The following is a 26,802-nucleotide window of genomic DNA, read 5'->3' as shown; positions in this document are numbered from 1 at the left end:
CGGAATAAGAGATAGCTTCAACTACTTATTTAATCCCCTGCCGACCTTTTGCCTTTTTACTTTTTACTTTTACCTTCGTGCGCAGCACGTCAGCGTTCGGCGACGATGTGGAAAGAAAACTTCAGCTCGTCTTTGACCTTGATCGTTCCCCCGGCGACCGATACGGGGCGGATGCCATAGTCGGTTTGCCGCAGCGCGAACTGTCCTTCGGCTTGCAGGCTGGTCGCGAGGAAGGTGACGAAGGCGTTGAGGGTGAGAGGGCGTGTCGTGCCGTGCAGGGTCAGCTCGCCGTTGATGCGGGTTTCGTATTTGCCTTCTTCGACGCGCGTGGCTGTGATGGAGGCGCTCTTGAAGGTAATCTCCGGGTAGCTGTTTACGTCTAACACCTCATTGCGCATGGTCGCTTGAATCTTGTCGCGGTCGCTGTCGCTCACCTTGTCGGTGATGGCGAGCGAGTCGGCTTTGACCGTGAATTGCAAGGCCGCGGGCGTCACCGTGCCATAAGTAAATTGTGCCATGCCGGAGAAGTCGCGGATAGCGATGGTGTGATCGTGCCCGGCGACCGAAGAGAGCAGACCGCCGACCAGGGCGCGAACCGTGAAGCGGCTCTGAGCGGCGTTGATCTTATAGCGCCCTTCGGATGGCGGCACGCGACCGGGCGCGGCTGACGGCAGCGAGCCGGCGCACAGCAGTGTGACCGCGGCGGCGGTAAACATTCGAAAGCAGCGATGAGCAGTAGGCATGACATTCACCTCAAAACAACCTGGCAGCCTAACGAGGAAGTCACGGGTGGAACTGTTAATAGAGAGATGCTAACACCACGGCGGGCGAATGCCAACCGGGCAGTTGGGTTCGGGCAGACCACGCAAGAGGAAAGCAAAATAAATCACCGACAAGATTGATTCGCTCGCAGATAAGCTGTAGGATAAGCCTGCTTTTTTCATCGGTACTAGCAACAGCGCTCGCAGGTTGATTAATAAACAATTGAGATGCGGATTCGGAAACCGTGCCCCGAAGGCCAAAGAGTGGGTGATGAATCAGGACGACTTTGAGCGCTTCCTCGCGTGGCTCGACCCCGACCGCGATGAAGCGTGTGAGAAATATGAAAAGATTTACCGCCGGATCATGGTGATCTGTCGGGCAAACGGCATTCCGAAAAACGAGGTCGAAGAACTTGCCGACGATACAATCGACCGCGTCGTCCGCAAGGTGCCGGAGATTGCCGATTCGTACAAAGGCAATCCGGCGCCCTACTGTTACGGCGTGGCGCGCAATGTGATACATGAGTGGTTTCGCCGACCCAGGCTGCTCGTGCCGCCGCCGCCGCCGCCGCCCGACGTGGCGAAGGAGAAGGAGCGCTACGCCCGGTGTCTTGAGCATTGCTTGGAGCAGCTCGCGCCGGCAGACCGGCGGCGGCTGTTGGATTATTACGCCGCCGAGGGGCGGAAAAAGATCGAGTTGCGGCGGCAACTGGCCGCCGAGCTGGGAATTAGCGAAAACGCGTTGCGCATCCGCCTGAGCCGGCTGCGCGCGACGCTGAAAGAGTGCATAGAAGCGTGCCTGAAGCAGGACGGCGAATGAAATACTTTGCGCCCGCGGCACATAATGTAATGTGAGAGCAAATACAAAAGCAATAACCGATTATGGTAGAAGCTGACGAAAAAACCATCCGGCAGTACCTGCTGGGGGAGATGGCCGAGGCCGAGATGTCACATTTCGAAGAGCGTCTGATGACCGACGACGAGCTTTTCGAGATGCTGCGGGTCGTCGAAGACGAATTGATTGACGAGGCCGCGACACACGAGTTGTCCGCTCAGGAGCAAGCGCGCTTCGACAGCTATTTCTTAGCAGCGCCCGACCGCCGCGCCCGCCTTGAGCTGTCGCTCGCCCTGCACGAGCACGTCCACCCCGTGCCCGAACCTATGAAGGAAGATGATCCCGCAAAGATCGCGAACTTAAAAAAAACAAATGACCCTGCGGTCGTCGATTTCCTGGCAGCGAAGCAAGCAACGAACCAAGTACCACACCCTTCGCACGGGCGGTCCCGCCGTATTTATATGGGCTTAGCCGCCGCCGCTGCGGTCATTTTAATAGCCATCGGGCTGTGGCTCGACGGGATTATCCCGCCCCGCCCATCGTCCGACGTGAGCAAAGGACTTCAGGCGCTGAACCAGGCCTACCGCGAGCAGCGCCCGACCGAGGCGCGCATCACCGGATTAAGCTATGCCCCGTTGCCCTCCATCACGCGGGGCGGTCAGGAAGAACGGTTTGATCGCAGCGCCCGCAACCGTGCCGAACGAATCCTCCAGGATGAGGCTGACGCGCATCCCGGCGTGGGCTCCTATCACGCGCTGGGCCGCTTGTACCTGGCCGAACACCGGCTTGACGAAGCCATCGAGCAGTTCGACAAGGCCCTGAGTCTGAGCGATAAAGACGCGCAGCTGCACAACGACTATGCCGTGGCGCTGATGGAAATGGGCAAGGCCAAACGTCAGAAAGATGCTTTAGGCAAAAGCCTCGAAGAATTTGCCCGCGCCCTGGAGCATCTGGACCGTGCGCTGGCCCTGGACGCCACACTGCTCGAAGCCTTATTCAATCGCGCCCTGTGCCATGAGTACATGCAGTTGTATGGCCTGGCTAAAGAAGATTGGAAAGCTTACTTAGAGAAAGACTCGGACTCAGCGTGGGCGAATGAGGCGCGGCAAAGGCTCAAGCAACTCGAAGAACGCCCGCGCCAGTCGGCGCAAGCTAGCGCCCAGATTTTTGATGATTTCATCGCCGCTTACCAAAGCAAAGATGATGGACGAGCCTGGGAGATTATCTGCCGGAACCGCGATTGGCGCGGCAGCTTCATCGCGAACAAACTGATCGACGAATATCTCGACCTGGCCGTCAGCGGGCGTCGCGATGAGGCCGACGAACGAATCAAGCTCCTTTCTTATACGGGTGATCTGGAATACCGCCAGGCGCGCGACCGCTTCCTGGCTGACCTGTGCGGCTTTTACAAGGCGGCCACCGCCGCTCAACTAAAAGACGTTGTGCAGGCGCGTCGCTTAATAAAGGCAGGCCACGAGAGTTACTCCAACCCCAAACCGGACCTCGAAGAGGCGATCAGCCTCTACACCCGTGCCAAGGCGGGGTTCGAGCGCAGCGGCGATGTTTTGGAAGTAACGTACATCGCCTACTGGTTAGGTAATTGTTACCTGCAACAGTCGAAAGCCGAGGCCGGGCTTTCCTTGTTCGAGTCTCTGGGCAAAACTTGCGAACGCACGCAGTACCAGTGGCTGCTTGTGCAAAGTCTGATCGCCAGGGCGAACGCCAACACTTATACGAATGATCTCTCGATGGCGATCCGGCATACCAATCGCGCCCTGAGATTATCAAAAGAGATGGGCGACCCTATCGGCTATGCGAGGACGCTTTTCCAGCTCGCAGACGAGTACCGCTTTGTGGATAACTTCCAGAAAGCCGTCGAGCTGCACTTGCAGGATTTGCTATTAGCCCAGGTCTATTTCCCGCAGCCGGTACAGTTGTGGCGCAGCTATTTTTCAATCTCGCGATCACTCGACGGGCTGAACTTATACACGGCGGCCATTGATTTCCAGAAGGAGGCGTTGAATCTGGCCACCGAAGCAGAAGCTCCCCGGCTGATCTGCCGCTCTCATAATTATCTAGCGATCATCTTAGCCAAGTCCGGCAACTATGCGGAAGCGGCAAACCATGTGGGGCAGGCTCTGGAAATCGGGGACTCTTTCCCCGACCGCAGGGTCCGCATAGAGAACACCGCCAACTGCTTTCTGCAATTAGGGGCTATTTACCGGAAATCCGGTGAGTTTGGCAAAGCCGCAGATGTCTACGACCGGGCCATCGGGTTTTATGACGAGCTGAAGTCCTGGGCCTTCAGTTACGTGGCGCGCAAGGATAAATTGCTTTGCTGCCTGGCGCAAGGCCAATGCCCTTCGGTCGAGCAGGAAATGGAAACCGTGCTCAAGCTGTTTGAGCAGCACCGCGCCAAGATTCTAGAAGAGAGCAACCGCAGTACGTTCTTCGACGCTGAGCAGAGCATCTACGACCTGGCAATGGAGTTCGAGTATGCCAGGGGCGAGGCGAAAAAGGCCTTTGACTATTCAGAAAGGTGTCACGCCAGATCGCTACACGATTTGATTAGCACGAAGGTCGACATCATTGGCGACGCCCAAAATCCCGACATCAGTTTCGGCGCGCCTTCACAGCCGATGAGCGCCGAAACGGTACAAGAGCTTATGCCGGAACAGTCGCAGATCGTGCAGTATGCGGTCTTGAAGGACAGCCTGCTGATCTGGGTCTTGTCGAAGGATAAAACGGAAGTTTTCAGCAGTTCGCAGCGGATCTCTGCCGAGGAACTGAATAACCGGGTCCGCGGCTACCTGCAAATGGTCACCACACCGCCCGAAAACAACGCGGCAGCGATCTTAAGCGAGGCGGCTGATTTGTATGAGTTATTGATCAAGCCCATCGAGAAGCAACTCGACGGCAGCAAGCAGCTCTGCATCGTCGCCGACAAGATTTTAAACTACCTGCCTTTCGAGTCGCTGTTTTCGCCCGCTTCGGGGAAATACTTCATCGAAGAACATGCCTTCATGGTCTCCCCCAGCTCGACCATGTTCGTCCGTTGCTCGCAGGCCGCCCGCGAGAAGGCCGCTGGCGGCAGTGAGCCTCTGTTGAGCGTCGGCAACCCTTACTTTGATGGCCAGGCGTTCCCCGAATTGGCGGACTTGACTTCGGCAACCAAAGAGGCCAAAGGCGTCGCGGCCTGTTACCCCTTTCCCCGGCTGGTGGTCGAGGCGGCGGCGACAAAAAGCCGGGTCAAGGGCGAGATGGAAAAGGCCGAAGTGATTCACCTCGCCACCCACGCCATCATCGATCCGTGGAACCCGATGCGCTCGAAGCTGTTGCTGGCGAAAGACCCGGCGAGCATTGCGGCGGGCGACGCCGATAGCATTCTTCAAGCCTACGAGATCTATCGGTTGAATCTGACGCGCGCCAAACTCGTAGTGCTATCGGCCTGCCAGACGGGCGCCGAGAAGTACTATGGCGGCGAAGGCGTCGTCGGCCTGGCGCGGCCGTTCATCGCCAAGCGGGTGCCGCTGGTGGTGGCCAGCCTGTGGCCGGTCAACTCGGATTCGACGGCAGAGTTGATGATCCGCTTTCACCGTTATCGCAAGAGTGAGGGATCGACCGTCGCGGCCCTCCGCCTTGCGCAAATCGACATGCTCAGAGACCAGGACGGCCAGCCGCGCTCGCCGTATTACTGGGCCGCGTTCGTCGCCATCGGCGGCTACGCCAGCTACTGACGGCTGGAACCGCGATTGGCTGGCTGCCTTGAGGCCCAGGCGGTTTGGCCTGACATTCATTATCAAGTTTGACTTCGAAAGGAGACCCCCCATGTCAACCCCAGACCCGCTTGTCACCCCCGACCTCCCCGACGCAACCATTCAAGTGATCTTCCAGGGGCTGTTCGTCGCCCACCTGGAAGCAGAGCTCGCCCAGGTCGGCGCAATCGTTGATGATGACGAGCCGTGCCACCGGCCAAAAATCACGATTACAAGACGCAAGAATGGCGTCTATGTCGACGAGATCAACGTCGCCAAACGCCTCGACGTCAAGGAAAATAACTTTGACAAAGGCTTCGAGCTGATCGTTGCGGGCACGCCGCAAACCGGCATCCGCAAATTCCAAAACCCGGATAAGGAGTTCAACAGGGAGGAGGGGAAGGGCGACAAGCAAGATTTCCGCTGGTTCATCGACCTTGAGCGCGATATCCTCAGTGATCCGCAGAAGGCGGTGCAGGTCAACACGCAGCAAATCAAGCCGGTCTTCCAACTCCACAAGGGCGTTTTTCACACGGTCAATTTAACCGAAGCGCCGGTGCTGCTTCTGCAAGCCGGGCCCCCGAAAGCGTTCGGCCGCATCGCGCGGACGATTGCGGCGAATATCGAGCTGGATCAAGCGGGCGGCGCTGCCATCTTAAAAACGGACGAGGGTGCAATCTTCATGGTGACTCCCGACGACGTCCGCAATGGCTTCACCTACCAGATCATGTTCGACTGTGACTGCCCGGAACTGCCCAAGACACTCCTAAAGGAAATCCCTGAGGAGTTGTTGGTGAGCGACTTTATTACCATCTTTAAGGAGGCGGTAACAGGTTTTGATGCCGCCGAAAGACCGAACCTGAAGCGGGACGAGGCAGGATCGTTTAACCGCGAGGTGATATGTGGGGGACTCCACACCGCACAGGCTTTGCAATAACCGCTTGACGCGCAGCTTGCTGGCCGGGGGCCACGGCCCCTGGCCTCTATTGAGGTCAACTTATGCCCCCACAAGACGGAACGAATAAGCCGCTACATAAGAAACTCCTGGGCGGGCTGAAGTCACTATGGAAGAAGGCGGTCGGCGCGATTTCCGGCAGCCAGCCGGCGACGTTCGGCGACTATATCAAAATAGGCGCCGAAACCTGGCGACTGATGCCCCACCAGACATCCTTCTCCATCATGGGCCGCAAGGCGAAAATCCTGGAGTTGCTGAAGGCCCTGCCCGATTTTGCCGGAATTCCGGATCAATCACTTTCACAACTGACGACCGGAATCTACCGCATCACCGTAGTAAAAGCCGAGCAGGTCGACTGGCTGATGGAGCTCCTGCGCCGCACGAACGTGGTGCATCACATCTATCAAGTTCTTGAGGCACCCGAGGAGATCGCCCTCACCGATAAGATTCTCCTGACCCTGCGCCAGGATGATGACAAGACGCTCGAAGAGATTAAAAAAAAATATGCTCTCTCTTCGGCCGGTCGCATGGGCAGCGCCTACGTGCTCCAGGTCACGGATGCTTCCGGCGCGAACCCGCTGAAGATCGCCAATCAGATTGCCGAGCGCGAGGCCAAGGATGTGAAATCGAGTACCCCGCAAATCCTTTTGCCCATCGAGCCGAGCGAGGCGGCAGGCGTCACCCTGCCGGAGTTGCCGGCGCTGTTCGAGGCGCATCACTTGGTCAAAAGACAGTGGAATCTGAACGCCGGCAGCCCAGAGATCTTGGCAGACCCTCCCCCCTTCGGCCCCACCGCAGGTATCAACCTGCATAAAGCCTGGAAACTGGTGGATAAGCGGGGCGTGCTCAGAAAATCCGACGTCGTCATTGCCGTCATTGATAGCGGCTTTGATCTGGAGCATCCTGCCTTTGATCCTAAGAAAATCGACAAGACGAATATGTGGGACTACGCCGACGGCGATAACAATCCCGGCGATGACTCTAAAGTACACGGCACCAGCGTCGCCAGCATCGCCGTCGCCAACGCCATCGGCAGCGCCAACGCCCACGACGACCTGATGTTGGGAATTGCACCGGGTTGTACCTTGTTACCCATTCGCATCCCCCTGAGTTCCCACATTGACCCTACCGTTTTACTGTGCGCGCTCAGTCTCGCCTCACGGTTTGCGGATGTCGTCAACTGTAGCTTTAATGCGCCGCCGTCAGTGTTAAATCATCTGGCGGGTGATCCGCCTGACCATCACCCGTTCGTTGAAGAGGTGAGCAAAATGATCGCCACGGGCGGACGGCTGGGGAAGGGCCTGGTCATCGTCTTCTCAGCCGGGAATCATGACGCGCCTATCTTCCTGCCCGCCGATGAGAATAAGCACGGAATAAGGTTCAGTGGCTCGACAATCCCGCCGGGCCAAGCTGTCCACTCGCTTTACCCGGAAATCCCCGACGTCGTCGTCGTCGGAGCCATGTCATCGAGCAAACGCAAATCCGGCTATTCGAATTGGGGAGAGAAGCTGACCGTTACCGCTCCCTCAGACAACTCTCCTCCCCTGATCAATCAGCCTGGTTTCGTGGCCGAGTTTCCAGGCCAGGGAATCGTCGCGGCGGTGGCCGATTCGAAAGAGTGCAGAGGTGACTTCGGCGGCACCAGCGCCGCCGCCCCGACCGTTACCGGGGTCGTTGCGCTGATGCGCTCCGTGAACCCGGACTTGCGGTCCACAGACATCATCAGAATTCTTCAGGAAAGTGCGGATAGCGAAGCTTTTCCTGAACAGAAGGATAAGTTGCTTGATTTACCCAATGATCCGAACCTCCAGGGCAAGGACGTCGGCTTTGTTAAAGTTTCGCCCACCTTCAAGCATTCGATCATCCTGGGAGCGGGTAAAGTGGATGCCGCGGCTGCCGTGCGAATGGCGTTGCCGCCTGGGAACAATGATTAGCCTGGGGATGATTAAAGCCAGGCCACCTCGATGGCCACAGGGGTCTCTTGAATTAGGGCGCTCACATCCTGTGAGGAAATGTTTAAGAGAGGATGTTGGAATTGCTCTTGCCCCGGCAGCCGCTCGCGCATTGCAAGGGAAGTCAATAATGCTGCCGTGACATCATCGGCGCTGGCGCGTCGCAAAGCCATAGCCGACATCCATGCTGATTCGAGCAGATCACCCAGGCGGTCCACCAGCCGCCGCGCGTGCGCCGCGACCCAGGCATGGTCAGCGAGGCGCTCTCTTGATAAGAGTTCAATGGATTGCTGGAAAGCCTGCGCGAATCGCTCGCGGGTGGACGAGAGGAAATCTTTCGGCCAGCGTTCGAGCACGCTGCTAATCTCTGCGCGCCAGCGGTCGGTTAAATTCGATTTCGCCGCATCGCGCATGATTTGCAAACAGAGGGTGTTGTGCGGGCCTTCCCATGTCTCAATAATCATCGCGTCGCGAAGCAATCGCGGCAGCACCGTGAAGTCTTCGACAATACCGTTGCCGCCTAAGACCATGATCGCGTCGTGAATTGAAGCCGTCAGCGTCGCGCCGGTGCGGTACTTCACCAGATTGATTAAGAACCGCTGCCACATCGCCTGCTCGCTGTCTTCGGGCAACAGGCCGTGCTCGTCAATCAGTGCCGCCAGCTTGAACGTCAGCAGCCGGTAGCGCCACAGCCTTTCGAGCATCGAAACCAGCGTCTCCTGAATCATCGGGTAATCGATCAGCGCGCCGCCGAACGCCTGACGCTGGCGCACATAATTGCGAGCCTCTAAAAATGCCCGGTGCAGAAACCCGCAGGCGTTCGCCGCGTTATGCAGGCGCGACACATTAATCACATAACTCATCAACAGCTTGAAGCCGTCGCGCGCGTCGCCAATCACATACCCGGTCGCGCCGTTGAAATCCATCTCCGCCGTCGGTAGCGATTGCGTGCCTAGCTTGTTCTTTAAGCGCCTGAAAGAAATGTTATTCAACCGACCATCCGGCAACACCCGCGGCACGAAGAAGATCGCTACGCCCGCCGTGCCCGCCGCACCTCCCACAGGCCGCGCCGCCACCAGAAAGTATTCGTCCGGGTTCGAGCAGAACCACTTCTCACCAGTAATCGCCCACGTCCCATCACCGTTATCACGCGCCGCGGTTTCAATCGCCCCGACGTCCGAGCCGCCCTGGCGCTCGGTGACAAACTGCGCGCCCGCAAACGGCGTCTCGATGGAGCGCAGGCGCGGCAGATAGGTCTCGCGCAAGAACGCGGAGCCGTGCGCTTCGATCACACGAATCAAGCCATCGGTGCAGCTCAAGCCGCAGTTCAGCCCGCCTTCGCCGTTGTGCGCCAGCAGGTAGACGAGCGCGAAGAGATGCACGTTACTGCGCCCTTCGTTGAGGATGCCGAAGCGGGCGGCGTCGCGGCGCAGTTGTCGGGTGAGCGGGCCAAAATCGATCTGCTCGGTTGCGTTGCCGGCGCGGTCGTACTTCATGATGCGCGGCAGGTTCTCGGCGCGGTTGGCTTCGCGCGCCAGCTCATTCCAGGGACCAGACACCAGGCGGGCGCATTCATGCAGCGATGTGAAAACCGCCTCGCGCTCTTCTTCCTTGAGCAATTCGCCGAGGATGACCTGCATGCCGCGATCTTCGGCGAAGAAGTCTGCGCTTTCGATGCCTTTGAAATCTTCGAGCCGCGCCATCAGCACTCCTCCGATTACGTAATCGCGATGCGACGGGCCTCGTATTCGGCAATGGCGTCTTCGTGCTGAAGCGTCAGCCCAATGTCATCAAGGCCCTTGAGCAAACACTCGCGGCGGAACGGATCAACAGCGAAGCCGAACTTGTTGCCCCAGTCGTCCACGACCCACTGGCGCTCCAGATCAATCGTCAACTCGTAGCCGGGAATGGCGCTGGCCGCCGTGAACAGGCGCTCGACTTCTGCCTCTTCAAGCTGCACCGGCAGCAGGCCGTTCTTGAAGCAGTTGTTATAAAAGATGTCGGCGAACGACGGCGCGATGATGGCGCGGAAGCCGTAATCCGCGAGCGCCCACGGCGCATGCTCGCGCGACGAGCCGCAGCCGAAATTCGCCCGCGCCAGCAAGATCGATGCGTCCGCGAAGCGCGCCTCATTCAATTCAAACTCGCTGTTGATCTCGCCTTCGGGTGTGAAGCGCCAGTCGTAAAACAGGAACTGCCCGAAGCCGCTGCGCTCGATGCGCTTGAGGAATTGCTTGGGGATGATCTGATCCGTGTCAACGTTGACGCGGTCGAGCGTCGCTACCAGCCCCGTGTGTCGCTTGAATGGTTCCATGATCAGTTTTTAGTTTTCAGTGAAATAACTTTTGCGCCTGGCTAGCGCACAAGAAACGGCTTGATGGCGGCGTGAATCTGGTCGCTCGCCGCCGCGACCTGTTGCATATCGAACTTGAACTCTTCGAGGTCGAAGAGTCGCGTACTCACTTCAGAACGCACGAATAAATCGTCATCGCTATCGAATCCGATCTTCACGCGGTCAATGTCGTGAGTCAGCTTGAGCAGCTTGTACATCATTTCCGGCGTGACCTTCATCGTGCTTTTCTGAGCGACCACGACGGCCATAACAACGAGGCCCTCAGCTGAGGTGACGATCACGTTCACGTCGGCGAGAGAGTTGCCTTTGAAGTTCACCACCCATATGTTGTCAGCCGCTTTTTTATACGCGTAGCCCGACCGCTCAAGAATCCCTGCCAGTTTGGCCACCGTTTGTGGATCGCTTTTCGACTGCGCCAACATCCGCGCGTCAGCCCGCAGAACGGCACTTGCCATCAGCGCTGCCATCATCATTACCATCGTCGCTTTGCGGATTGATCTCATCACACCCAGCCTTTCTTCGGTTATTCAACCATGCGCATTCAACCTGCGCCTGCCGCCTTTGCTGAAACCTACAAGCCAATAAAGCCCGAAACGCCTACTCGGCGTCCCAACCGCGCACGTCAACGAAGTGGCCGGCAATCGCTGCCGCCGCTGCCATCGCCGGGCTCACCAGGTGGGTGCGCCCGCCGCGGCCCTGGCGGCCCTCGAAGTTGCGGTTCGATGTTGACGCGCAACGCTCGCCCGGCTGCAAGATGTCCGGGTTCATGCCTAAGCACATGCTGCAACCCGATTCGCGCCAGTCGAAGCCGGCGGCTTTGAATACCGCGTCGAGCCCTTCGGCTTCGGCCTGCCGCTTGATCGCTTGCGAGCCGGGCACGACCATCGCCTGGACGTGCGGGTTTACATGGCGTCCTCGGGCAATCTCCGCGGCGGCGCGCAAATCTTCGATGCGCGAGTTCGTGCAAGAGCCGATGAAGACGCGGTCGATCTCAACATCCTGAATCGGCGTGCCCGGCTCAAGTCCCATGTACTCCAGCGCCCGCCGCGCCGCCTTGCGCACGTTGTCGTCCGACCACGAATCGGGGTCGGGAATCGCCTCGGTGGCGCTGATCACCATGCCGGGACTGGTGCCCCAGCTCACCTGCGGCGCGAGGTTTGATACATCAAGATCAAGCTCGCGATCAAAGGTCGCGCCTTCGTCGGTCGGCAAGCTCTTCCAGTAAGCGACCGCTTCAGCAAACGCCTCGCCGACGGGCGTGAACTCGCGGCCTCGCAGGTAAGCGTAAGTCACATCGTCGGGCGCGATCATGCCGGCGCGCGCGCCCGCTTCGATGCTCATGTTGCAGACCGTCATGCGCTCTTCCATCGTCATGCGGCGAATCGTCTCGCCGGCGTATTCGACGACGTACCCCGTCGCGCCCGCCGTGCCGATGGTGCGGATGATGAACAGCACAACGTCCTTGGCTGTCACGCCGCGCGGCAACCGACCATTGATGTTGATGCGAAATGTCTTCGGCCTGGATTGCAGCAGGCATTGAGTGGCCAGCACGTGCTCGACTTCGCTGGTGCCGATGCCGAAAGCCAGCGCCCCAAACGCGCCGTGCGTCGAAGTGTGACTGTCACCACAGACGATGGTCATGCCGGGGCGCGTGATGCCGAGCTCCGGGCCGATCACATGGACGATGCCCTGGCTGGGGCTGTCGAGCCCGTAGAGCGGGATGCCGAATTCGCGGCAGTTGTCTTCAAGCGTCTGTATCTGCGTTTTGGCAACCTCGTCGAGGATGGGCAGACTGCGGCTCCAGGTGGGGACGTTGTGATCCATCGTCGCATAGGTCAGGTCAGGGCGGCGCACGCGGCGGCCTGCCAGTCGCAAGCCCTCGAAGGCCTGCGGCGAAGTGACTTCGTGGACCAGATGACAATCGATGTAGAGCAGCGCCGGCTGCTCAGGCTGCTGGCGGACAACATGCGCGTCCCAGATTTTTTCGAAAAGCGTCTTTGGCATAGATAATTCCTGATCTTCAAACGCCGCGCAGGTAAAAACCAGAGTCTACTGCACAGCGCGCGAATGTGTCCAAATCTTTCAACGATCCGCATGGTAGAGGTAACGCCCTTTGCGCTCCTCGGCCATCTGCTCGGCGACTTTTAAAAAAGCCCGCGCCGCATGTGACAAGCTGGCATTCTTACGATAGACCAGCCGCAGCTTGCGCTCAATGCGCAGCTCGCGCACGGGGATGCGCACCAGCTCGCCGCGCGCGATCTCGGCCTCGACGCAGATGCCCGGCACCAGCGCGACGCCTGTGCCGCTTGAGACAAAGCGCTTGATGGCTTCAATCGTCGGCAGCTCGACGTCCATGTTGAGCGGCGTCTTGTGGCGCTTGAATGCCTGAATCACTTTCGCCCGATAAGGCGACTGAACGTTATGAGCAACGAAGGTCTCGGCTCCGAGCTGACGGATGCTGACCTGCCGCGACGACGCCAGCGGATGCCTGGGGTTGACGATGAAGACCAGCTCGTCGTTATAGACGACAATCGAGCGCAGCAGCGGTTCTTCGGGATTGAAAGAGAGGACGGCCATCTCGACCGCGTGCTTCAGCACGTCGGCCGGGATGCGGCTCGCCAGCGCCCGGTGCACGGTGACCTTGATCGCCGGATAGAGGCGGCGGAACTCTGCGAGCGCCGGCAGCAGGTAGAGACAGGTGAACTCGTTGGCGGCAATCGCCAGCTTGCCCTTGTGCATCTCGCGCAACTCTTTGAGCGCCGTGCGCGCCTCGCCGCGCAGGTTCAAGAGCTTCTGCGCGTACTCCTGCAACAACTGGCCGGCGTCCGTCAGCGTGCCGTCGCGCGACGAGCGGTCGAAGAGCGCCTCGCCGACTTCGCGCTCCAGCTTGCGAATCGCCTGACTGATGGCCGGCTGCGTGCGGTAGAGTTTTTCGGCGGCGCGCGAGAAGCTGCCTTCGCGCGCCACGGTCAAGAAGATTTCTAGCTGAAATAAGTCCATTTTGCGCCTATTAGAGAAACTTTGCCGGCCAGCGGCCACTGATTATATCATAAGCGAAAACGGGCACAACTCTAAATATTATAACTTTGACTTTGAGCCGTCACGGCCCTAACATATCCGCGATAGGCCACCATTCAAACGATCAAGGAGAAGGCTGAATGACACGACCCCAGGTGAAAATCTTTGACACGACTTTGAGAGATGGCGAGCAATCGCCCGGTTGCAGCATGAACCTGCCCGAGAAGATTCGCATGGCACGGCAGCTCGACCGCCTCGGCGTTGATATCATCGAAGCGGGCTTCCCCATCGCTTCCGATGGCGACTTCGAAGCGGTGAAGGCCATCGCCCGGCAGATTCGCCGCCCGGTCATCGCCGGCCTGGCGCGCGCCACCCGCGCCGACATCGAGCGCGCCTGGGAAGCGCTGCGCGAAGCCGCCCGCCCGCGCATTCACACGTTTCTGGCGACTTCGGACATTCACCTGGAGTACAAGCTAAAGATCAGCCGCGAGGAAGCCTTGCGGCAGGCGCGCGAATCGGTGGCGCTGGCGCGCTCGTACTGCGACGATGTCGAGTTTTCGGCTGAAGACGCGACGCGCACGGACATGGATTATCTCTGCGCCGTCATCGAAGCGGTCATCGAAGCCGGTGCGGTCACGGTCAACCTGCCGGACACGGTCGGCTACATCACGCCGGGTGAGTACGCCAACTTCATCACCACCGTTCGCCGCCGCGTGCCCAACATCGAGCGGGCGATGCTTTCGGTTCACTGCCACAACGATCTCGGGCTGGCGGTCGCCAACTCGCTCGCCGCCATTGAAGCCGGCGTGCGGCAGATCGAATGCACGATCAATGGCATCGGCGAGCGCGCCGGCAACGCGTCGCTCGAAGAGATCGTCATGGCCTTGAGCGTGCGCGCCGATGTGATGCCTTACCGCACAGAGATTCACACCGAGGAGCTTTATCCGTCCAGCCAGTTGCTCACGGAGCTGACGGGCGTGGCCGTTCAGCCGAATAAAGCCATCGTCGGGCGCAACGCCTTCGCGCACGAAGCCGGCATCCATCAGGATGGCATCATCAAGAACCGCCTGACCTACGAGATCATCACGCCAAAATCGGTCGGCGTGCCCGAGACCACGCTCGTCCTCGGCAAGCATTCGGGCCGGCACGCGCTCGGTCGCAAGTGCGAAGCTCTGGGTTATCAGTTCTCGCGCCAGGAGCTTGACCGCATCTATCGCCGCTTCACGGCGCTCGCCGATCAGATCAAGGCGGTCGAAGATCATCACATCCTTGCCATCATCAGCGAGCAGATGGCCGAAGCCAGCGCGGCATAATTTGCCTGTTGCCGGCCCTAACGCATCCAAAGCCAGGCCCACATCACCTGATGTGGGCCGCTTTATTTTCGGCGCACGCTTTCGATTGACGAAGCGCAATCATCACGGATAAAACAAACGCTATGCAGATCAAGATCACCGTTCTTCCCGGCGACGGCATCGGCCCCGAAGTCACTTCGGAAGCCGTGCGCGTGCTCGAAGCCGTCGCTCGGAAATTCGACCACCGGCTCGTCTACACCAGCGAAAAGATCGGCGGCGTCGCCATCAACGAATTCAATGACCCGCTGCCCGCCGAGACGCTCGCGGCCTGTTTGCAATCGCAAGCGGTGTTGCTCGGCGCAGTCGGCCACCCTGACTTCGACAATCACCCGCCGCACCTGCGGCCCGAAGCCGGCTTGCTGAGGATTCGCAACGCGCTCGGCGCGTATGCCAACCTGCGCCCGGCGCGACTGTTCGCGGCGCTGGCAGACGCCTCGCCGCTCAAGGCCGTTGTGATCGAAGCCACAGACATGCTGATCGTCCGCGAGCTGCTCGGCGGGCTCTATTTCGGCCAGCCGCGCGGCGATGATGGCGACAGCGTCATCAACACCATGCGTTACAGCGCCACGGAGGTCGAGCGCATCAGTCGCGTCGCCTTCGACCTGGCGCGCAAGCGGCGGCGCAAGGTGACCTCCGTAGACAAGTCGAACGTGCTGGAAGTCTCGCGCCTCTGGCGACAGACGGTGATTCGCGTCGCTCAGGATTACCCGGACGTGACGCTTGAGCATCAACTGGTGGACTCGTGCGCGATGGCGCTGGTCAGCCGGCCGGCGAGCTTCGACGTGATCCTCACAGAGAACATGTTCGGCGATATTCTCTCGGACGAAGCGGGCGCGGTCGTCGGATCATTAGGGCTGCTGGCGTCTGCGAGCACGGGCGGGCCGGTCGGACTTTATGAGCCGGTGCATGGGTCTGCGCCCGACATCGCGGGGCAGGGGATCGCTAACCCGCTGGGCGCGATTCTGTCCGCCGCGATGATGCTGCGCTATTCGTTCGACCTCGACGCGGAGGCCGCCGCAATCGAAGCCGCTGTCGAACGAACGCTCGCCGCCGGCCACCGCACGCGCGACCTCGCTGCGGCAGGCGAGTCGGCCATCAGCACAACCGACATGGGCCAGCGCATCATCGAGCAACTTGGCTAGAGCGGACGGGCGCGACCGATCAGCACCTTGACATTTCTTGCATTTCTTATAGAGTAATTGCCCTAACAAAGATCTGTAGCCCTGGGTTTAAGACAATGAGAGGCCGCAATCATCCGTCTCCGGTCCTGATGGCATTACTCGGCTTGCTGCTCTTCGGCGCGCGCGCCGGCAGGGCCGCGGAGCCGGAGGCGGCTGCGCCGAAGCCGTCCGTGCAGATATCTTTCAGCAAACAGAGCATCCGCGAAAATGACCAGGTCGAGATTCACGTCTGGGTGGCGAACGAAGGCGACCAGCAGTTGGCCTCCCTGAGCTTGCACGTCGCCGGCCCCGGCTTCTTGAGATGGTATGCCGACGATTGTGCCGGCGCGCCGTTTTCGAGTCCGCGCGATTTAGGTGCCTTGCCCGCCAACGAAGCCAGGCGCTTCGACCTGTGCGTCAGGTCCGATTCGACCGTCGTGGTCGGCGACTTCAACATCCTTTTCACCTTTGAGTACACCTGGCAAAAGAGCGGCAAAGGCGGGCACACCTTCGTGACGGCTGAGAAACCCCTCAAGGCGACGCTACTGGGCAGTGACACGGTGGCCGGAGTGCCGCTGACGCTGGCCGGGTACGTCGTCCCCGGCCTCTTCTTCTGGCTCGTGCTGAGCGTTTACTGGAAGCCGCCCTGGAGCGTTGATCTTGCGCTTGGCGATAAGATGATCTACAGCATCCTGGTGTCGGTCGGGGTCATCGTGCTCGCCTGGCTGGTGAGCTACGCCGTCGCCTCGCTCGGCGTCGTGCGCGCCCGACACTGGAACGACTACTTCGACGTGAGCGCGGGCATCAGCGTCGTCAAACTGCTGGTGCTTTCGGGGGTCGGTCTTCTCCTCGGCGTCGGCGTCGGCGCGTTTGACGCGTGGTGGCGGCAGCGCCAGATTGCCTCGGTGACGATCAAAGTCGGCGACACCGCTTATGACAAGATCGAGAAATTATTGCGGCTCAGGCCAGATTACGCCGCGCTCGTTGAGCGGCAGCCCGGCTACAGCCCGCTGACCACCGTACAGTTCAAAAGCGGCGACGAGTACCAGTGCTCGCTTTATGTCAAGACCGGCGACACGACCTGGCTGTTCGGCTGGTTTGCGATCACCCTTGACCCGGCCAGGCCGGGTGTCACACAAAAGTTGAAGAAGTACGAGACCGGCGGCGAGTTGCTGCCGATGATCCGCTACGCCCGCAAGGAAGGGCTTCTCCTGGATGGGCGCAATATGATCCAGCAGGTAATCGGTGGGAACTCAATGCCCACGGGCGGGGCGACGCTGCCGATCCAAAACGACGAAGTGACAAGTGCAATCGGCGGCGAGGACAAAGGCACGGGCAAGCTGGTCGAGCTAAAAAATTGAGCGGTGGCGGTCTTGTGGACCGGCACCGCAATGTAATTGATTCAACCGGCTCATTAATGCCACACCAGTCACGCCGCTGCGTGTGATTCGGTGAGCCGGTTGCTATCAACAATTTCGGCGTTTCACGAACCCCGGGTTGTAGCCAACCCTGATTCGGTCGTTCACCAGCCCGAGTGTCTCCACTCGAACGGCAACAATCTACCTGACGGTTCATTGATCCGTCAACCGCCCCGCGGCGCATCGAGCGAGGTGAATCGATTATGGCGTATACCTTTCACGACGTGAACCTCTTCGCCTTTGACGTGCACAGCGTGCCCAAAGCGCTCGCCAACCCCGGCTGCGTTCAGCCGGCTTTCGGCTTCCTGGTGAATGACGCCCAGTACCGTGCCCAGTACGACGCCGGCGCGGCGGTACAGACGGCCAACTTAACCGTCCGGCCCTTGACCGGGCGCACGCTGACTCACAACCGATTCTGGATGCGCTACAAAGACCTCTGGTTCGTCAACGGCAAGCTCGACTACTGGAACCTGCAACTGCCTTTCGTCGGCAGGCCGCTGCACGCCCGCGTGAAGCTGGCGGCGACTGGCCCAGGGTTCCGCGCCAGTGTGCGCCCGGTCATCTACCTTTCCGCCCTGGGCTGGTCTTCGAACATCCACGTGCACCTTTCAGGAGACATTAGCCTGGCACAACTGACGGACCTGGTTGGCGGGCTGCAAACGGCCAAAGCCATCTTCCTGCTGGGCGGCGCGCCGAAGAGCCTCGTTGACCTGTTCCGATTATTCGCCGGCTGGGTCAGGAATGAAGTCTATTCGCCGGCCTGCACCCCGATTGATCGCGAATCGCTCTCGAAATATGTCATCACTTCGGTGAGCGAATTCCAGGGGCCGCTCAGCTACTACAAAAGCCCTGGCGGCCCGTTCGCACAGATGTCTGACGCCGACCGCAGCCTGATGCTGGGCCTTTTGCGCGGCAGCCCGAAGACCTTGCAGGATTACGCCAAGGAGGTCGCCGAGAAGCGGTTCACGCCGACTTACTCGACGAGCCGCCCGGATTTCGGCCTGATCGATTTCAACCGTGGGGCGCTGGTCTTTATGCAAGAGGCCGCCCTGCGACAAGCCGCGGCGGGCGCGGCGGCCAAGCAGGGCAAGCTGCGCTGTCATGGGTCGAACACGCGGCTGTGTTTGATGATGATCTACAGCCTGCTGGCGTCCTACGATGCGTTGGAGACGGCGGCCCTGGCGGATCAGAAGATCGCCGCGCTGCGGAACAGTCTGCAAGCCACCTTGAAAGGGTTGCCGAAGATATACGAGCGCAACCTGTTTTGCCAGGCGCTATACGCCAACCACAAACAGCTTCAGAAACTGACCTCCTGAGGCGGCGACTTGCCTGTGCGCGCCGTGCATTAACCCCTCCGCTTCTTGCGGGCGTCGAGCAAGCGGCTGGCGAGCGGCGACCCTTCTTGCGCCGGCGCCGCTGAATTTGTCGCGTCGGCTGAATGTCGGGCTTTGCTCACTTGCCGCGAATCACTCTGCGCATCATTGCCCGCTGCCGTGTTGCGTCGCGCGGGTTCGATAACCAGAGGCGATTGCGTGGCGGCAGCGGTCACGGCATCGGCAGGCGCGTCGCTCAAGCGAACCCTTGAGCGCGCTTCTTTCAAACTCGCCATTGAGGCAACCGCCTCGGCGTCCACGGCGAGCGGCACACGTCGGCGCAGCTTCGACGCAACCCAGGCGCGCGCCCGCTCGATCTGCTCGCGCGACAGGGCAACGCGCCTTATTCCTACATCAATCGGTAACAACAGCAAAGCCGCGAGCAGTAACGCTTCCCATATCTCGTGCGGCATAGTGCGGGCCGCGCGCCGCTCGAATAGATTCACTCCGCCCGCCTGCGCCGCGTCCGTGGTGAGCGCCGGCAAGCTTGCGCCGCCGGTCGCTTCGCTGATCTGCGTCAATAGGTTGGTGTCCGACGCGACAATGCTGAATTCCGGCGAATAGGAATTGACCGCGCCCGCGACCGGCGCGGTCGTGCCGCTTTCCTCGCTGATGTTCGCCAGGTAGGCGCCGCGCAAGGTCGCCGGGAAGTCGCCCTCGTAACGGCCCGCCGCCGTCTGCTCCAGGGTCACGTCGGTCGCCGTCAAGTCGGGCGCGATGACGTGCGCTTTCAGTCGCAGGTTGTTTTTGAATTCGCCCTCGGCGCTCGCCGCTTCAACCGTGACGTGGCCGCGCCCGGCGTTGACTTCGACGCGCGGTTGCAATTCTACAGAGCCCTGACGCCGCAGCACGTCGCGGAACGCCTGCGTCCAGAATTGCCCGAAGCCTGGCCAGTTCATCCAGCCCGAAGCCCAGCGCGGCTTGGCGTCCGAAGTGAAGGCCGCCGCGCGGCCCAACCCATACTGCCACACGGCATAGACCGGGTCGTCTTTGTCCGACATCAAGGCGGTGATGGCCGGCGATTTCACCGGGTCGCGCTCGGCGGTGCCGACATAGCCGCCGAGCTGTGGTGCCGTGCTCCAATCGATGCCATTGGTCGCTTGCGTCGCGCGCACGAAGCGCGGCACGAACGGCTCTTCGATGATCGTTGACTTCGACGCCAGGAAGGCTTCGCGCGTGAAGATGCGCGGCAGCTTGTCGGGCGTGTCGGCGGCATAGAAGCGCCCACCGCCGCCGTCCGCCAGAAACTTCATCGTGTCAAAGTCGGCATCATCGCCGAGCGCCACGGTCGACAGCGTCATCCCCGCATCGCGCACGCTGCGAGCGATGCCGCGAAAATCGCCCGGCTCGCTCTGGCCGTCCGACATCACGATGATGTGCTTGATCTGCGCGTCGCTCGCCTGTAGCCAGTCGTACGCCATCTTGATGCCGGGATAAATGTTCGTGCCGCCGAGCGCCTGGATCGTGCCGATCTTATCGATGATCGCTTTCTTGTCTTCGACTTTGGTGAGGCTGACGACCGGGTAGGCGCTGCTGTCAAAAGCGACAACGCCGACGGAATCGCGCTCGGATAAAAAGTCAACCGTCGCCGAACTGGCTTCCAGAGCCATTTCTATCTTGCTGCCGAGCATCGAGCCGGACTTGTCAATGACCAGGACGATAGCCAGCGCCGGGAAATGTTTCTTCTGCCGCACGTCTAGCGATACCGGCAAGGTTTCTTCGACGGGCGTCTTGTAATAACCGCCCGGCCCGAAGCTCTGATCGCCGCCGACCATCACAAAGCCGCCGCCGAGGTCGCGCACATAAGCCTGCACCATCTTCATCTGCCCCGGCGTCATCACCGCTGCCGGCACATTGTCGAAGATCACCAGGTCATAATCCTGAAAGCCGGCAAGCGTCGTCGGCACGTCGGCGGCGGCGCGCACGTCCGCCGTGAAGCTGGCTTCGGCAAGCACGCGCAGCAGGCCCGGCGATGGCTTCGGGTCGCCGTAGAGGTAAAGCGTCTTCGGCTTGCCTTCGACGATAGCGAACGCTTCGCGGCTGTTGTTCTGCTGGAAGGTGTCTGCGCCCGCCGCTTCGACTTCGGCGCGATAGGTGAAGAAGCCCTTCTGCTCGACGCGCTGCGGCAGGATAAAGACATTCTCGCCCGCCGCCTGAAGCTGCACCGCGCGCTCAGAGACGACTGAGTCGTTGCGGAAGATGCGCAACGTCGCCGCCGTGTCGCGGGTGCTGTCAACCGTCACCTTCAAGTCAAAGGATTCGCCTTCGGCGAGTGACGGCGGCGCATCGAGCTGGCGGATGGCGACCTCGCCGCGCGCTTCGTTGCGCTCGCTCGTGGTGTTGATCGCGCGGGTGAAGACTTCGGTGCCAGCGGCGCGCAGCAGTTGCGCTTCGTCTGTGACGCTTTCGAGGTTTTCATTGCCGTCAGAGATCAGCACCAGACGGCCCGTCGCGTCTTCGGGCACCAGCGCCGCGGCCAGGCGCAACGCCGCGGCGATGTCTGTGTAATCGCGCGGCGGGCTGGAAGCGATCTCTTTGATACGCCAGTCGCCGAGCGTCTCTTTGCGGGTTGGCGCCAGCTCGACCGCCGGCTCGCGCCCGAAGGCGACGACGCCGACATAATCGCGCGGCCCGGCGCGATTGATTTCATTGTTGATGGCGTCGAGTATGTAAGCCCGCGACTCTTGCGCGACGCTCGCAGACACATCCACGACGAATAGCACGGCAACGTCGCGTGAAGAGGTGCGGACGCGCAAGCCTGCAAGCGCCAGCACAGCGAGCAGCAGCATGATGACACGCACGACGAGGCTGGCCTGGCCGCGCCGCCGCGACAGATTCGCCAAGCTGTGACGGGCAAAGTAGACCGCCAGCGGAATCAATGCCAGCAGCCCCAGCGCCCACGGATTGGTGAACTCAATTCTCATTGCGGATTGCGGATTGCGGATTGCGGAATCTGGAACGGGGATTATCTTTAGAAGCGATTCGATAATCCGCAATCCACAATCCGCAATCCGCAATCAAGCGGCGATTCTCCGGTGATAGACCCACCACTCGAAGGCCAGCACGGCCAGCGCCGCAAGCGCCAGCCAGCGCCACGCTTCACGCTCGGTTTTAAAAGTCTCGGCCTGGCCGCTCACCTCTCCCGCGCGGGTCTTGAGCGAATCGCGCGGCGCGGTGTTGGATTCGGACTCGCTCAAGAGGCTTGCGGCAAACGGCGGCGCGTCTTTGACCTGATAGAGCCCTGCACGCAGCGTGTCGGCAAAGGCGATGGTGCCGTCGCGTGCCGCGACCGTCTGCTCGTCGCCGCCCGGCAGATTGATCGTCGCGCTCGGCTGTGCGGTGCGGATCAACACCGGCTGGCCTGTGCGCACCGTGCGCTCGTTGGCCGGCGTGTCGCGACCCGCCAGCCATCCGGCGGCATTCGCCAGCAAGATCGGGAACTCGACCTTGAGCGGCAGGTCGCTCTGCGCCAGGTCAAAGCCGATCAGCACGACGCGGCGCGAGCGCTCTTCGCCGGCCAGGATCAAGCCGTCATTCGCGGCAGAGACCACAGGCCGCAGCCACGCCGCGGCTTCGCGCCGTGCCATTGATTCGATGTGAACGTCGGCGTAGCTGAGATAACTATTGATCGGATGGCCGTGATCAATCGAGGTGATCTCCGGGCGCTGACTGCTGCCGGTCGTGTGCCACCAGCCCGCGACATCCGATGGGTTGATGGCCAGCAGCGGGCGGCCCGAATCAACGACGCCCGCCGTAACCGCGCCGTCCGTCACCACGCAATCGAACGAAGCGAGCGGCGCATCCGTGCCGACTTTGCGGGCGTCAATCGCGTCGTTGGCGGCGATGGCTTGCAGCAGAAATGGGTTGTCGCTGATCACGGCGATGCGCGGGCGGCGCGCGTCAGGCAGAAAAGCATAAGCGGTGTTGTCCGCCGCGAGATCGTCTTCGACGTTGAGCCGCAATTCGGCAAGGCCGCCCGCTTGCGGCAACGTATCGAAGACCAGCGCGGCGCGGCTCTGCGCGTTGACGCTCACGGTGCGCGCATCGGCGAGCTTGCCGTCAAGGCGCAGCTCGATGCCGAACGTCTGCTCGCGGTCACCGAAGTTGGCGACCGAGGCGAATAGCTCTTGCCGCGTGCTGTTTGCCGTCGGGCGCGAGTTCATGGCGACGACGCCGACGTTAGCGGTGCGCTCGCCAACGCGCACGAAGCGCAGCCCGACCTGGCGCGCCTCTGCTCTCGATGCGCCGAGGTCAGAAGCGAGCTGGTCGCTTGCGCCGTCGCTAACGATGACGATGCCGGTGTCGCGTTCGGTGCGGGCGATCTGTTCGCCGAGCCGCACGGCGTCGGTCAGGTTGCCGGCGGCGTCGGTTTCTTGAATGTTGTTGATGGCGGCGTTTAACGCGGCGTGGTCCGCGGTCAGCCCGCTGCGCACGGTGACCCGCGAAGAGCTTTCGATCACCGCGGCGCGGTCGCCGCCGCCGAGTCCCGCGACCATGTCGCGAGCCAATGCTTTGGCGCGCTCAAGGCGCGAGCGCGTGCCTTCGTCGCGGGCGCTCATGCTGGCGGTCGAATCGATGATGATGACGGTGCTGCCCGAAGCCGGCGAGCGCATCTGGATGAGCGGTCGCGCCAGGGCGAAAACAATGGCGGCCAGCGCCAGGAGTTGCAGCAGCAAGAGCAGCGAGCGGCGCAGCTTCTTGAAGGGCGCGTTGGCTTCAATCTCTTCAAGCGCCCGCTGCCACAGAAAGACGCTCGGCACGACGCGCCGCTTGCGCTTCAGCTTGAGCAAGTAAAAGAAGATGATGATGGCGCCAAGCAGCAGCCAGCCGAGCGCGCTTGCCGATAAGAATCTCATAACGAAGTTTCACCCGTTTGCAGCCATTCGATTATAGCGGCAATCGCGCGCCGCCGCATTGGCCGGCGGCTGCGACAGTTCATACGCCCGCGAGCCGTTCGAGGTTTACGTCCCGCGCCGCTTGGATGACAATTAGCCTGATAGGTTGGCTATGAGCGACACAACTGAGCAAACCGTGAACGAAGCGCCGGGCGCGCCGGATGTGGTTGGGCGCGGGCCGGGCGAAACCGAGCTTACCGTTTCGCCGCGCCGGGCCGTCGCACGGGCGCACTGGGCGCTAGTCGTCTTCGGCATCATCCTCTGCGCTTACGCCGGGCTCGCGGTGCTGGCGCGCGCCTATGCTTATTTCGCCTGGGACTTGAAAGTCAATCACGCGATTCGCGCCGTGAGCTTGCCGGGATTCGAGCCGTTGATGATCGGCTTGTCGTGGCTGGGCAGCGGCCTGGTGCCGACGATTCTCGTCTTCGTCGCGGGCGTCGGATTGTACGCGGCACGCTTTCGATTGGAAGGCGTCCTTTGCATGATCGGCGTCAGCCTGGGCGCGGGGATGAATGGCCTGACCAAGCTCATTGTCGCGCGCCCGCGTCCCGACGCCAGCCTGATCGAAGTGATGCGTCAATACCAGCACAACAGCTTCCCATCGGGTCACGTCGAATTTTTCGTCACCTACTTCGGCTTCCTGCTTTTTCTCAGCTATGTCCTGCTCAAGCGCGGCTGGCTGCGCCGCGTCTGCTGTGCGGTCTTCGGATTGTTGATTGCGCTGATCGGCGTGTCGCGAGTCTACCTCGGGGCCCACTGGCCGAGCGATACCGTCGGCGCTTATCTGGCGGGCGGCCTCTGGCTGGCGTTGATGATCGAGCTGTACCGCCGCTTGAAAGCAAGGCAAAAGTAAAAAGGCAAAAGTAAAAAGGCAAAAGTAAAAAGTAGGACAGGGCAATGGCGAAATCGCATCAGACTATCTATTGATCCGGCTCCGCACTTTTGCCTTTTTACTTTTTACTTTTGCCTTTCGCTGTGCCAGAATTTTTGAGCGACGGAAGAATCTGCGTCCCGGCGCATCGGTTTGAAACGATCAGACGCTTCGACCAGGAAGCGCGCAATGAAGATGGCAGACCGCGCTGCCACGACCTCACCCGCTTGTCTCCCCCGCAAAAGTGTGACGCCCAGTGAAGACCGCTTGAGGGATCGCCTGCGATCTGCCAAGGAGAGCTATGAGAAAGGTGTTGTTTGCTTTCCTGCTTTTCATGCTCGTCGCCGTCCTTTGCTTTGCCGTCCAGCGCGCCGCGGCGCGCACCACCACCGCAATTCATTCACAGGAGCCCGCCGCCACCGCACAGCTCGTCCCTGTGCTGTCGGGGCTGTCCGGCCCGGTCTATATCACCAATGCCCACGACGGCAGCAACCGCCTGTTTGTCATCGAGCAGGCGGGGCGAATCAAGGTGCTGCAACCCGGCGCTACCGCGCCAACCGTCTTTCTCGACATCAGCGCGAAAGTTTTATCGGGCGGCGAGCAGGGACTGTTGGGCCTCGCCTTTCACCCGCAGTTTGCGACCAACCGCCGCTTCTTCGTTGACTACACGCGGCGGCCCGACGGTGCGACGGTGATCGCCGAGTATCAAGTGTCGTCGAATGCCAACATCGCCACGCCTGTCGAAAAGACTTTGCTCGTCATCCCGCAGCCGTTCGCCAATCACAACGGCGGCATGGTCGAGTTCGGCCCGGACGGTTATCTCTACATCGGCATGGGCGATGGCGGCTCGGGCAATGATCCCGGCAACCGCGCACAGAATCTCAACGAGCTGCTCGGCAAGATTCTGCGCATTGACGTAGACCGCTCGAATGGCAGCCAGCCGTACAGCTCGCCGATTGATAATCCGTTCTTCGGCTCGGTCACCGGGCGCGACGAGATATACGCTTACGGGCTGCGCAATCCGTGGCGCTTCTCGTTCGACCGCGCGACGGGTGAGCTGTATGTCGCAGACGTCGGGCAGAGCGCCCGTGAAGAGATAGACATTGTCCGGCGGGGCCGCAACTATGGCTGGCGGATTATCGAAGGCACGTCCTGCACGGGCAATGACCCGGCGCTGTGCGCGACGGTGCAGACCGAGCCGCCCATCGCTGAATACGCGCACACGGGCGGGCGCTGCTCGATCACCGGCGGCTATGTTTATCGCGGCACGCGCGGCAGCCTGCCCGCAGGTGCTTATGTTTATGGCGACTACTGCACGGGCGAAATCTTTCTGCTGCAAGGCGGCGGGTCAACGCGGCTCGAAGACACCACGTTGCACATCACCTCGTTCGGCGAAGACGAGGCCGGTGAGGTCTACGTCGTCGCTCAAGAGGGCACGATCTATCGCCTGGGCAGCGAGTCGGGGTCGCCGCTGCCGTTTGCGGTCAGCAGCGCCGTGGTGCGCAAGCGGGCGAGCGGCGCAGTGCTAGACCCCATCAGCGTGCGCGGCAACGCCAAGAAGTTCGAGATTGTCGTCTTTGAATCATCGTCAACGCCGGTGGCGGCATCAATCAATGCCACGGTCGTCGTCAACGGCACCGAGCTTGCCACCGATTACACGATAGAAGCGGGCCAGCCGGTATTCGTCGCGCGGCTGAAGAACTTCATGCTGGCGACGCCCGGCCCGCTCGTCGTCGAAGTCGTGCGCGCCGACGGCTCGCGCTCGAATGCGCTGACCCTACAAGTCGTCGCCGAGCAATAGCGACACGTCGTTTTCTCCAGGGCCATTGAGTTCTGCAAAAAGGGAAGAGAAACAAACACAGAGACACAGAGGCACGGAGGGACACAGAGAAGACTCCGTGCCTCCGTGCCTCTGTGTCTCTGTGTTTATCTCATCTTTATCAATGTCGAGAACTGAATGGCCCTTGTCACGGCCATTCAGTTCTCAGGTTTTGATGCCAATCAGTGCTAGCGCGGCTTGAGGTTGCGCCGCATACTTCCGACAAGCGGCGGCGATGTTGCTCTCGCCTGTCTTGCGCAGCAAGCCGATCACCGTATTCCTTAA

Annotated in this window: 18 protein-coding genes; 10 read left to right on the top strand and 8 right to left on the bottom strand. The window is 60.8% G+C overall.

Annotated elements, in window-relative coordinates; genetic code table 11:
- Positions 1-89: 89 nt before the first annotated feature.
- Positions 90-743 (bottom strand): YceI family protein, encoded by a 654-nt coding sequence (locus tag VJ464_05860; protein ID HKQ04636.1) that lies wholly within the window; start codon positions 741-743, stop codon positions 90-92.
- A 289-nt stretch (positions 744-1,032) separates the two neighbouring features.
- On the opposite strand from VJ464_05860, the gene VJ464_05855 reads away from it, so the two are divergent.
- The 4 genes from VJ464_05855 to VJ464_05840 all read left to right on the top strand — a co-directional run bounded on the left by VJ464_05855 (position 1,033) and on the right by VJ464_05840 (position 8,240).
- Positions 1,033-1,581 (top strand): hypothetical protein, encoded by a 549-nt coding sequence (locus VJ464_05855; protein ID HKQ04635.1) that lies wholly within the window; start codon positions 1,033-1,035, stop codon positions 1,579-1,581.
- A gap of 62 nt (positions 1,582-1,643) precedes the next feature.
- Complete coding sequence (locus tag VJ464_05850; GenBank protein ID HKQ04634.1) at positions 1,644-5,333, top strand: CHAT domain-containing protein; 3,690 nt, start codon at positions 1,644-1,646, stop codon at positions 5,331-5,333.
- A gap of 91 nt (positions 5,334-5,424) precedes the next feature.
- Positions 5,425-6,288: a hypothetical protein gene (locus VJ464_05845; GenBank protein HKQ04633.1), complete on the top strand. Its 864-nt coding sequence runs from the start codon at positions 5,425-5,427 to the stop codon at positions 6,286-6,288.
- A gap of 62 nt (positions 6,289-6,350) precedes the next feature.
- Positions 6,351-8,240 carry a S8 family serine peptidase gene (locus VJ464_05840; GenBank protein HKQ04632.1) on the top strand — a complete coding sequence of 630 codons (1,890 nt, stop codon included), beginning with the start codon at positions 6,351-6,353 and terminating at the stop codon, positions 8,238-8,240.
- 11 nt (positions 8,241-8,251) lie between these two features.
- Here VJ464_05840 and VJ464_05835 read toward each other — a convergent pair whose 3' ends face one another.
- The 5 genes from VJ464_05835 to VJ464_05815 all read right to left on the bottom strand — a co-directional run bounded on the left by VJ464_05835 (position 8,252) and on the right by VJ464_05815 (position 13,611).
- Positions 8,252-9,961: an acyl-CoA dehydrogenase family protein gene (locus VJ464_05835; protein ID HKQ04631.1), complete on the bottom strand. Its 1,710-nt coding sequence runs from the start codon at positions 9,959-9,961 to the stop codon at positions 8,252-8,254.
- A gap of 14 nt (positions 9,962-9,975) precedes the next feature.
- The gene (leuD, locus tag VJ464_05830) at positions 9,976-10,572 is read right to left on the bottom strand and encodes a 3-isopropylmalate dehydratase small subunit (protein HKQ04630.1); all 597 of its coding nucleotides are present in this window, start codon (positions 10,570-10,572) and stop codon (positions 9,976-9,978) included.
- Positions 10,573-10,613: 41 nt separating this feature from the next.
- Positions 10,614-11,084 carry a hypothetical protein gene (locus VJ464_05825; GenBank protein HKQ04629.1) on the bottom strand — a complete coding sequence of 157 codons (471 nt, stop codon included), beginning with the start codon at positions 11,082-11,084 and terminating at the stop codon, positions 10,614-10,616.
- Between the two features lie 124 nt (positions 11,085-11,208).
- Positions 11,209-12,615 (bottom strand): 3-isopropylmalate dehydratase large subunit, encoded by a 1,407-nt coding sequence (gene leuC / locus VJ464_05820; protein ID HKQ04628.1) that lies wholly within the window; start codon positions 12,613-12,615, stop codon positions 11,209-11,211.
- Between the two features lie 78 nt (positions 12,616-12,693).
- On the bottom strand, positions 12,694-13,611 hold the full coding sequence (locus VJ464_05815) for a LysR substrate-binding domain-containing protein (protein ID HKQ04627.1): 918 nt from the start codon (positions 13,609-13,611) through the stop codon (positions 12,694-12,696).
- Between the two features lie 158 nt (positions 13,612-13,769).
- Between VJ464_05815 and VJ464_05810 the strand changes: the two genes are divergently transcribed.
- The 4 genes from VJ464_05810 (at position 13,770) to VJ464_05795 (ending at position 18,875) form a co-directional block, all read left to right on the top strand.
- Complete coding sequence (locus VJ464_05810) at positions 13,770-14,942, top strand: 2-isopropylmalate synthase (GenBank protein ID HKQ04626.1); 1,173 nt, start codon at positions 13,770-13,772, stop codon at positions 14,940-14,942.
- A gap of 122 nt (positions 14,943-15,064) precedes the next feature.
- Entirely contained in the window at positions 15,065-16,123 is a 1,059-nt protein-coding gene (gene leuB, locus VJ464_05805; protein HKQ04625.1) for a 3-isopropylmalate dehydrogenase, read from the top strand.
- Between the two features lie 128 nt (positions 16,124-16,251).
- Complete coding sequence (locus VJ464_05800; protein ID HKQ04624.1) at positions 16,252-17,502, top strand: hypothetical protein; 1,251 nt, start codon at positions 16,252-16,254, stop codon at positions 17,500-17,502.
- Between the two features lie 260 nt (positions 17,503-17,762).
- A complete protein-coding gene (locus tag VJ464_05795; GenBank protein ID HKQ04623.1) occupies positions 17,763-18,875 on the top strand; it encodes a hypothetical protein in 1,113 nt (370 codons plus the stop codon).
- A gap of 29 nt (positions 18,876-18,904) precedes the next feature.
- On the opposite strand, the gene VJ464_05790 is transcribed toward VJ464_05795, so the two are convergent.
- Together VJ464_05790 and VJ464_05785 are read right to left on the bottom strand one after the other, a co-directional pair.
- Positions 18,905-21,856 (bottom strand): VWA domain-containing protein, encoded by a 2,952-nt coding sequence (locus VJ464_05790; GenBank protein ID HKQ04622.1) that lies wholly within the window; start codon positions 21,854-21,856, stop codon positions 18,905-18,907.
- Positions 21,857-21,949: 93 nt separating this feature from the next.
- The gene (locus VJ464_05785; GenBank protein ID HKQ04621.1) at positions 21,950-23,788 is read right to left on the bottom strand and encodes a BatA and WFA domain-containing protein; all 1,839 of its coding nucleotides are present in this window, start codon (positions 23,786-23,788) and stop codon (positions 21,950-21,952) included.
- A gap of 151 nt (positions 23,789-23,939) precedes the next feature.
- On the opposite strand from VJ464_05785, the gene VJ464_05780 reads away from it, so the two are divergent.
- Together VJ464_05780 and VJ464_05775 are read left to right on the top strand one after the other, a co-directional pair.
- A complete protein-coding gene (locus tag VJ464_05780) occupies positions 23,940-24,680 on the top strand; it encodes a phosphatase PAP2 family protein (GenBank protein HKQ04620.1) in 741 nt (246 codons plus the stop codon).
- Positions 24,681-24,999: 319 nt separating this feature from the next.
- Positions 25,000-26,499 (top strand): PQQ-dependent sugar dehydrogenase, encoded by a 1,500-nt coding sequence (locus VJ464_05775; protein HKQ04619.1) that lies wholly within the window; start codon positions 25,000-25,002, stop codon positions 26,497-26,499.
- Positions 26,500-26,802 lie beyond the last annotated feature (303 nt).

The organism is Blastocatellia bacterium, assembly GCA_035275065.1.
GTDB lineage: Bacteria > Acidobacteriota > Blastocatellia > UBA7656 > UBA7656 > DATENM01.
The sequence above is the reverse complement of the archived record's forward strand: the minus strand, read 5'-3'. Positions and strand labels throughout refer to the sequence as shown.